Source organism: Crenobacter oryzisoli, from assembly GCF_030385785.1.
GTDB classification, from domain to species: Bacteria; Pseudomonadota; Gammaproteobacteria; order Burkholderiales; family Chromobacteriaceae; genus Crenobacter_A; species Crenobacter_A oryzisoli.
Genome location: NZ_JAUEDK010000086.1, coordinates 1 through 8,827, shown reverse-complemented (window position 1 = coordinate 8,827; position 8,827 = coordinate 1). Strand labels below are relative to the sequence as shown.

Sequence of the window (8,827 nt, the reverse complement as noted above, 5' to 3'; positions counted from 1 at the left end):
GAAAGGGTGACGTGCGTTCCGATGATGCCGGAATGCCTTGCTGGGTGAGTTAGCCCATCCTCGTTCGCCGCCTTCTCTGCGGCCGGCGTTCAGCAAGTTGACAGTACCTACGCCGCAGCAAACAGGGTCTGGGGCTGAATGTTAAGCACCGTCATCACAAAGGATTGAACAACCGGGCGGAGAACTCGCACCAGCCAACGCGAGTGCGCGAGAAAGTGATGCGCCGTTTCAAATCAGCTCGCCATCTACAACGATTCACGTCGGTCCATGATCAAGTAAGCAACCTGTTCATGCACTGCCGCTATAACACGAATGCGCAGCACCAGCGCGAGGTGCGCACCCGAGCCTTCGAGGCTTGGGAAAGGGTAAGTTGCGCCCCGATGCTGGGACGCCTCGCCGCATGAGTCCGCTTTCCTCAAGCACCGCATTTTCGTTCGGCCTCTCATCCTTAAGTTGACAATACCCTCAAAACTAGTAGAAACGTATGCTGCATAATAATTCTTGACTGTACAGAGTTCCCCGGCTAAGAAAAGTCAAATGAAGCACACAGTTACTCTCGGGGAGGTTATGATGTCGATAAAACAATATTCAGCGCGTTGGACTGGGCAACTGATTGTCATGCATGATGCCTCCCCAAAATCAGCGATACAGTTTACTCCGACACGTCCTACTAATATTAATCCGATTCCACTCAGAGCTTTTGGGGCAGAGCACTGGGCTATTACTTCTGATCACCCATGGGATGCCGCCCACCACCAAGTATTATCGGGTGGGGCCGTATATGCCGAACCTAACTGTTACCAAACCCGTTTCACTGATGAGCAGTTGCAAAAAATAGCTACGCAGGGGGCCGGGCAAAAAGAATTCCTATTTTCCAACGCTACAAAAGATGAGCCCCACGAACCATCTAAGTGGGGCCCTCAGAAAGGAGTGGATGACAATTTCTCTCCGGTCTGGTATCTAGATCGCGCAGGATTTCCAGATGCACACCAGAATGGCTTTACAGGTAATGGAGTGCGGATAGCGCATCTAGATACTGGGTGTGACCCTAGCCATAAATCGGCTCCACGTAATTTGGCGACAAACGAAGGCCATAATTTCTACGACCCCAATAACCCCACAAATATAATTGACACAAACCATGAATGGTTTGATCCAGGCCATGGCACTGGAACCATTGCCATCCTAGCAGGAAATAAAATGGACTTGGACCCGAAAGAAAAGTGGGGCTATGGTGCTAGTTTTAGTGGTGTTGTCGGATGTGCCCCTGATGCAACCGTCGTTCCGGTCGTGATTGGAGGAATTGGTGGATCGGTTATCCATCTAGGGGACTCATCTATGACGCAGGGGATGCTATATGCAGCAGGCGGGAATGGGCGAAAGCCTTGTGATGTGGTAACGATCAGTCATGGCGGATACCCATTGAAATCATGGGCAGAGGCGGTAAATCAATTATACGATTCTGGCATTATCATTGTTGCAGCAGCGGGGGATTGGTACCGAGAAGGCCTAGTTGGAATTCCACCACATTATACAGTTTATCCAGCTGCTTTTTGGCGTGTCATAACTGCCACCGGTGTCACTTATAGGAATACTGGTTATGAAACCAATGAAAACTCAACATTACAGGGTAGTTATGGACCGGAGGGAATTTTGAAAAAGTCCATCGCCGCTTATACCCCTAATGTCTCATGGATGAAACCGGGTCAAGACTCAGAGTGGGAGATGTCAGGTGGAGGTACCTCTGCTTCAACCCCGCAGATTGCTGCAGCGTGTGCTCTTTGGGTGCAGAAATATGGTCGAGAATTTCCTGCCGATTGGAGACGTGTCGAAGCATGTCGCTACGCATTGATTAAATCTGCACGATCTTTGCCTGCAGAGGTATTGCAATATACCAGCTCGCACGGCGCATTGAATGCGGTCGGCATTCTTGACAGTAATTGGGTTGATCAAGCCATCAAAGGAATACAGGACGGGACAATCACCCGTCGAGATCAAGACAGGATTTCCTGGCCATTAATCCGTGATCTGATCGGAAAAGAACCACCAGGAAATCCAGAGATGTATGAAGTTGAAGCAGTACAGACCGTATTTCGCTCAACTGACGTGAGTTTTGTTGAGCTTGCCTATAAAGACTGGCAAGGTCAACTAGGTAACGACACAGTTACCACCTTGTCTGACACAGAAAGATTGCAGATTAAGCAATATTTACTCGAGCATGATATTTCCAATGCTCTTCGCTATGCATTGAGTTGATTTAATTTCATTAGGAATGAGATTTTATGCCGCTAAACCGTCAAGAAGGACGTCACAGAATCGGAGCCCCCCGCAAAGGAATGGAAAATGATGGAAGAAACCATACAGGTCCCCGCAAGAGAAATGTGGGTCAAAACCTCCATTCTGGTAAGGAATGGTGAACCTCTGAAATTTCGAGCAAAAGGAGTGTGGGTTGATGCAGTCATCCCATGCTCTGCAGACGGTTACTCAGCCACTATTCTTTACTCTCTGGGTCGACCACCGCGCATTCCTGATGGAGATCGCTATTTCCGTCTCATGGGACGCGTCGTTCCAAATGGGTTGGAGCCAACTCATGATGATCCGTTGTCAACATTTCCTATCGGCGTCCAAAATGAATGGATTTCTCCAATAGAAGGGGTCCTGTTTGTTTTCGTAAATGATAGGTCAGGATATTACTGGAATAATTGGGGGGCGATTACCCTAACTGTAATTAGAGAATACAGTGACAATTTGAATGTTCCCTCGTAATTCTATCTTGATTTACGGATGTTTATGGCTTGAGGAACGGGGGCTCTAGTTTGGATTGTGCTGGTGGTCGTTTAGAAAGGCTATGTATCAATAACGTGTTGGAAGCTAATTTGCAAGCAGATGCTTTTCAAGGAGCGAGGTCATTGATGCTCAATCCTGTCTTCGACATTACAACTCGCTTCCATTTTTTCGCTATAGCTATTAACCCGGCAGAAATAATCCGTACAAACGGTATACTGCCGACATGGAAAAAATCGACGTTCGCAAGCTTGAGCCAGCTGCTCGTGAGCAACTGAGACGTACCGCCATCCGGATGTACAAGCGTGGCCGGTCTCAAGCCAGTATTGCTGAAGAACTCGGACTACGCCGTCCCACCATTTCCGCCCCGCGCTCGACCATCATTTCTTCCAGGTTACGCAGACTGAGGGAGTAAGCCAGATACCAACGCACGCATAGCAAGATGACATCGATCGGGAAATGCAGGCGCTTGAGTGCTTTTCTCCATGCAGGTACGGGCGTCTTCTTCATGCCATTTGAGTGTGTTGGTTGGGCTGTCATCTTACTGCGGCCCTTACTGCGACAGAACCATTCTATTCTCTGGCTGCATAAGCCCACCGCCCTTAGCGGTTCTTCACATCACACTTCGCTTACTGCGACAGAACCGCCGCGACAGCACTCCAGCCCAGCGGGCTGCATCGGCCGCGATGCAGCGGTAAAGTGAGAGAGCTGGCATCTCATGTGTTTCACAGGCCCGAACTCGCCTTGGGGGGTGCGGAGGGGGGGGGGGGCGGATCCCCCGATCGGACGCGCGAGGCCGAGTCGGCGCCGCTCGTGTTCATCCGGGCGACAAAAAACCCCGCCATATTGCGGGGTTTCCTGTGCTGCCCCATACCGCGTTACAGCGGCTGGATATTGGCCGCCTGCTTGCCCTTCGGGCCGGTGGTGACGTCGAAGCTGACCTTCTGGCCTTCCTGCAGCGACTTGAAGCCGTTCGCGTTGATCGCGGAGAAGTGCGCGAACAGGTCCTCACCACCGCCGTCCGGGGTGATGAAGCCGAAACCTTTTGCGTCGTTGAACCACTTCACGGTACCGGTTGCCATTGCTGCTGTTCCCTTTGCAGTGTGTCGTTGTGCATTGTCATGACTGAGCCGCAGCTCAGTCTGGGCAGTGTGCCGGGAAGCGCGGCGCCCGGCAATCCCCCTGCGAGCGATCCGGGTAGCGCGTGACCGGTCCCGGTTCAAGTGGGCCCGCTTCAGTCCGGCTCCGGTGGGGGCGTCGCGCTTGCGCCGTCGTCCAGCAGCGTCAGCCCGGCCAGCCGCTGCGCGCGCCGGCCGCGCGCCTTGTGGGCGTAGCGCTGGGTGGTGTTGATGTTGGCGTGGCCGTGCTCCTCGGCGACGTCCTCGATCGGCACTCCGGCTTCGAGCTTGGCGGTGATCGAGCTGTGGCGGAACCAGTGCGGCGACGCCGGCGCCAGCTCGCGCGCCAGGTGCGGCTGGCCGCTGGCGCTGGCGCGTTCGGCCGCCCTGGCCAGCAGCGTCTTCACCAGCTTGTACAGGTGCTGGCCGCACAGTGGCTGCGGATCGCGCCAGCCCTTGCGGTGCAGCGCGAACAGCAGCGGGGTCGGGTCGTCCGGTTCCGGAAGACTGTCGCGGTCCAGCGCGTGGCGCAGGTAGAAGCGCAACTCGGCCAGCAGCTCGTTCGTCACCGTCACGTCGCGCAGCTTGTTGCCCTTGCCCAGTACGCGCAGCGTCCACACGTCGTAACTGGCGTCGTAGCGGAAGTCGCCTAGCCGGGCGCTGACCACCTCCTCGCGGCGCAGCCCGCCGACCAGCAGCAGCGCCACCAGCCAGCGTGCCCGGTAATAGTGGTGGAAGTCGCGCAAGCGTTCCCGTGGCAGCGCCTCGATGCTGTCGCGCAGCCAGGCCAGCGCCGCCGGCGACAGCAGCCGTTCCTCGAATGGACTGGCCTGGTCGCGCGCCACCCTTACGCGCCGGAACGGGTTGCGCCGCACCCCGGCGCGCTCGTGCAACAGCAGCCAGTCGAAGCAGTTGTGCAGGATGGTCATCGCCTGGCGGATGCTGGACGGCTTGAGCGGCCCGGCCAGCGGCCGCCAGGCCGGGTCGTGGCGCGGCGCGCGGCGCGGGTTGACCCAGTCGCTCGGCGGGCGCTGCAGCAGTTGCTGGTATTGGTTGACGTGCTGGCGCTGCAGCTGCGCCGGGGTGAGCTGCTGGCTGCGCAGCCAGATCAGGAACCGCTCGATTTCCTTGCGGTAGTTGAGCCAGCTGCTCGGCGCCAGCGTGGTGGCGACTTCGTGCAGCCAGTCGGCGATCGCGGCCAGCGCGGCGTCGTCGACTACGGCGAGCGGGGTGTCCGGGCGGGTGGGCAACGCGTCGGGCGGCAGGCTGGGGAACATGGGGAACCCTTGGGGTTGTTGGGGTAGGGACCCGTCGATTTCGACCGGGTCGGTACCCGGCTGGCGGTCATTATTATGGAAATAATAACACATTGGCGATTTGGAAATTGCAATTAATACGAGTGTACGGTAATAATTAACGTACCTTTTTGGAGTGTCTGATGAGCCTGCCCCCGGAAACCCTGCCGTCTCCCGCCCCCCGTACCACCCGCGAGCGCGCGCGCGCCATCGCCGAACGCATCCTGCGCGAGCATGGCGAACTGGCCGGGGCGCAACGCGTCCGTGACGAGCTTGGCTACGGCTCGCTGCAAACCATCAACGAAGCGCTGCGCGAGTTGCGCCGTGACTGGGCCGCCCGGCTGGAGCGCTCGCTGAGCCTGCCCGAGCTGCCGGCGCCACTGGCCGCCGACGCGGCGGTGTTCCTGCAGGACTGGTGGCAGCGCAGCCTGGACCAGGCGCAGCAGGGCTACGCCGCCGAGCGCGACGCGTGGGCGCGCGAGCGCGAAGAGGCGGCCGCGCAACGTGCCGCGACGGAGCAGGCGCTGGTGGCCGCCCACCAGGCCGGCCACCAGGTCCGCGCCGAGCTGCAGCGGGCGGAACAGCTGATCGCCGAGCAGGGCCGCACCCTCGTGCTACTGCAGGACGAGCTGGCCCGGTTGCGCGAGCAGCAACAGGCCGAGCAACAGGCTGCCGCACAGCAGCGCCAGCAGCTGGCGGCCGAGCTGCACGACGCGCGCGAACAGGCCGAGCAGCAACAACGCCAGGCCGCCACCCGGCTGGCGCTGCTGAACGACGAGCTGTTGGCGCTGCAGGCGCGCCATGACCAGGAACAGGCGCAGTGGCAGCAGCGCGAGCAGCGCGAACGCCGCGAGCAGGCGGCGCAGCGCGAGCTGCTGCAGCAGAAGGTGGCCAGTCAGGCGCAGGCGCTGGCGCAGGCCGAGCAGCGCGGCCTCGGCCTGCAGGAACAGCTGGACACCTTGCAGCAGCAGCGGGACGCCGAGCGGCACCAGGCGGCCGCGCAGCAGCAGAGCGCGGCGGCGGCGCAGGCGGCGCTGGGCAGTGTGCAGGCCGAGCTGGAGCGTGCCGCAGCGGAGCGCGACGAGGCGCGCCGCCTGCTGGAGGTGCTGCTGCAGCGGCTGCCGCCGGCCAGCGCCGCCACGCCGTGACCGGTCAATATTTAGGCGGCCCAATGGAGGGCGCGTCACGGCGGGGTGTGGGGCGTGGCTAACGGGGTTATCCCCCGGTTTAGCCACCGCGGCGGGGGATAACGGGGCGGACGAAGCGGGCTAGCCGGCCGGTTGCGGCGGCTTGGTATGCAAAAAGGGGCAGGGGGGCAGTAGAGGGCACGCCTGCCGGAACGGCAGGCGGCCAAGGCGCGCGGCGTTGCGCGCTGCGGCCTCCGTGCAAGCGCCCGGGCCGGCGGGGTGGCGCCGCCGACGGGATCGGGCAGCGCGCCACCTAAAACCCCCCGAGCCATCGCTCAGGCGGGAAAACTGGTGCAGGCCTGTCAGACTCAGCCCGCGGAAGTCATCCCGAAGGATGGCAGGCATGCTAATGCCATGCTTATGGCATGTCAACAGGGCTGGCAAGAACGATGGCGAGCCAGGGGGGGCTGAGGGGTACTGTCACGTGGTTGGCCGGTGGTCGGAAACACGGGGACAATCTCGGACATGAAACGAGCTGCCCTGCCTCACGACGCACCGGCCACCAACGCCTGCTCGACCAAGAACCGGGGCTCATTCCCCAGCGGTGAGGCGCTGCTGAAATTGTTCTATCTGGCGTTATGTAACATCAGCCAGAAGTGGACCCTACCGATCCGGGATTGGAAGGCGGCCCGGACTCGCTTTACCATCCAGTTCGAGGAACGACTTCCTCAGTTGTAATCAGAAAACCCGTTTACACAGAATCCTGCACGGGCCCCCTCCCGAGCTTATGAGTATTGGTGCGGGTCGCTGCGGGTTGGCGAGCATTTGTCACCGGGAGAGTAGCTCAACGTAGGCTTGGTAGCTGTAGCTGCGGTTCTTCTTCTGGCCGGTCATCTCCGTCACGATGCCCAAGTCTTGCAGCACCTTCACAGCAGCCGTCGCGGTGGGGAAGCTGGTATCCAGTTGCTGTCGAACACGTTCGATGGTGAAGCGCGGCATCATGGGCAGCATCTCGAACAGTCGATAGCTCGCCGGACCTGCCTTCGGTGATTGCAACAGGCGTCTTCGGTCGGCGGCGACAAGGCTGGCGACTTCAATGATGTTCTTCTCCGCGTCCCCTGCGGCGGTTGCTACCCCCTCCAGAAAGAAGGTAACCCAGGCCTCCCAATCGCCGTCGGTACGGATGGCTGACAAGCGACGGTAGTACTCTGCTTGGTGTTGCTTCAGGTAGCCGCTGAGGTACATCAACGGCTCAGACAGCAATTCCCAATGCTCGAACAATGCAGCGATCAGCAAGCGACCGATCCGCCCATTTCCATCAAGGAAGGGGTGAATGGTTTCAAACTGCGCATGGATGAGAGCCACCTTGACCATGGGAGGCAAATCCGTCGCGGTGTCGTGAATGAACCGTTCCATGTCGGCCAGCAATTCGGATACGCGCTCTGGCGGTGGTGGCACAAATACGGCATTGCCAGGCCGTGTGCCGCCGATCCAGTTTTGCGACCGGCGCAGTTCTCCGGGCTGTTTGCCAGCGCCTCGAGCACCGTCAAGCAGCAACCGATGGGCATCGCACAGCAGCCGCATGCTGATTGGCAGTCCTTTGGGGTCACGCAATTGCTCTTGAACCCAGTGGAAAGCACGAAGGTAGTTCGTCACCTCCTCCACATCGTCGGTGTTACTCACCTTGAAGCCCGCTTCTTCATCGAACAAGTCGGTCAGCGTGGCCTGCGTGCCCTCAATCTGCGACGTGAGCAGGGCTTCCTTGCGGATGGCGCTGTACAACAGCCAGTCCACCGACGGAACCAACCCAGACACGCCCGCCAGACGCGCGAGCGCAAGCTCGGCCTGGCGATTGAGGTCTGCGAAGACAGCGGGCTCCAAGGCTGGGGCAGTCGGCGGCAAAGGATGAGGCACAAACGCCCGCACCGACTCTCCCAGAGTCGTCGAAATCGCATAGGTACCAGTGGAGCGGGTCATTGAAAGCGTGCTTTGATTTCGAAAAGCACATTAAAGCATTCTTTAATTTGACTGGCAACAATGAAAGAAGGCTTTCATATCATCGCGAAGAACCCCTATCACTTACCGCGCCGAAGGCGGCCCACCGGTACTGTCAACTTGTTGAGTGCCGGCCGCAGAGAAGGCGGTGGGGGTGGATGGGTGAGCTTACGCAGCAGGGCGTCCCAGCATCATCGGAGCGCACGTTAGGGTTCTTGGCCAGATCCAGCCCGATCGTTCGAATGCTCATGATGACGCCCCCTTCGATCAGTGAGTCGGTTACACACTCACCGTGGCACCGCAATGCTATTTCAAATGATTGTTGTAAAACTAGGCGGCCTCAATAACCAAGTGCAACAGGGTTAATGTTTCTCTGCTTGTCGCGATTCAATCACGGCATCCAGATGTTCGGCAAACACCTCGATCGGCATCTTGAATTTCAACACTGCACGTGGGCGTGTGTTCAGCCGGTGCGCGATAGCATCCAGCTCTTCCTGGCTGTGCACGG

7 protein-coding genes and 3 pseudogenes are annotated in these 8,827 nt (G+C 58.9%); 5 read left to right on the top strand and 5 right to left on the bottom strand.

All coding sequences use genetic code 11. From position 1 onward, the window contains the following. Nucleotides 1–128: 128 nt before the first annotated feature. From QU481_RS24030 to QU481_RS23055, 3 genes and pseudogenes are all read left to right on the top strand, one after another. A pseudogene (locus QU481_RS24030) lies at nucleotides 129–371 on the top strand (DDE-type integrase/transposase/recombinase); the annotation flags it as partial. Between the two features lie 196 nt (nucleotides 372–567). Next, nucleotides 568–2,256 (top strand): S8 family peptidase, encoded by a 1,689-nt coding sequence (locus tag QU481_RS23060; protein ID WP_289832313.1) that lies wholly within the window; start codon nucleotides 568–570, stop codon nucleotides 2,254–2,256. Between the two features lie 87 nt (nucleotides 2,257–2,343). Further along, nucleotides 2,344–2,766, top strand: a complete 423-nt coding sequence (locus QU481_RS23055; RefSeq protein WP_289832312.1) for a hypothetical protein — start codon at nucleotides 2,344–2,346, stop codon at nucleotides 2,764–2,766. Between the two features lie 333 nt (nucleotides 2,767–3,099). On the opposite strand, the gene QU481_RS23050 is transcribed toward QU481_RS23055, so the two are convergent. From QU481_RS23050 to QU481_RS23040, 3 genes are all read right to left on the bottom strand, one after another. After that, nucleotides 3,100–3,294: a hypothetical protein gene (locus QU481_RS23050; RefSeq protein ID WP_289832314.1), complete on the bottom strand. Its 195-nt coding sequence runs from the start codon at nucleotides 3,292–3,294 to the stop codon at nucleotides 3,100–3,102. 368 nt (nucleotides 3,295–3,662) lie between these two features. Continuing rightward, nucleotides 3,663–3,866 (bottom strand): cold-shock protein, encoded by a 204-nt coding sequence (locus QU481_RS23045; protein ID WP_289832311.1) that lies wholly within the window; start codon nucleotides 3,864–3,866, stop codon nucleotides 3,663–3,665. Nucleotides 3,867–4,018: 152 nt separating this feature from the next. Next, nucleotides 4,019–5,179: a tyrosine-type recombinase/integrase gene (locus QU481_RS23040; protein ID WP_289832310.1), complete on the bottom strand. Its 1,161-nt coding sequence runs from the start codon at nucleotides 5,177–5,179 to the stop codon at nucleotides 4,019–4,021. A gap of 161 nt (nucleotides 5,180–5,340) precedes the next feature. Between QU481_RS23040 and QU481_RS23035 the strand changes: the two genes are divergently transcribed. Next, nucleotides 5,341–6,345 (top strand): DNA-binding protein, encoded by a 1,005-nt coding sequence (locus tag QU481_RS23035; protein ID WP_289832309.1) that lies wholly within the window; start codon nucleotides 5,341–5,343, stop codon nucleotides 6,343–6,345. Nucleotides 6,346–6,900: 555 nt separating this feature from the next. Further along, a pseudogene (locus QU481_RS23030) lies at nucleotides 6,901–7,062 on the top strand (IS256 family transposase); the annotation flags it as partial. A gap of 90 nt (nucleotides 7,063–7,152) precedes the next feature. On the opposite strand, the gene QU481_RS23025 reads toward QU481_RS23030, so the two are convergent. Beyond that, the gene (locus QU481_RS23025) at nucleotides 7,153–8,301 is read right to left on the bottom strand and encodes a Fic family protein (RefSeq protein WP_289832308.1); all 1,149 of its coding nucleotides are present in this window, start codon (nucleotides 8,299–8,301) and stop codon (nucleotides 7,153–7,155) included. Nucleotides 8,302–8,681: 380 nt separating this feature from the next. Continuing rightward, nucleotides 8,682–8,827 (bottom strand): annotated as a pseudogene (locus tag QU481_RS23020) (IS30 family transposase); the annotation flags it as partial.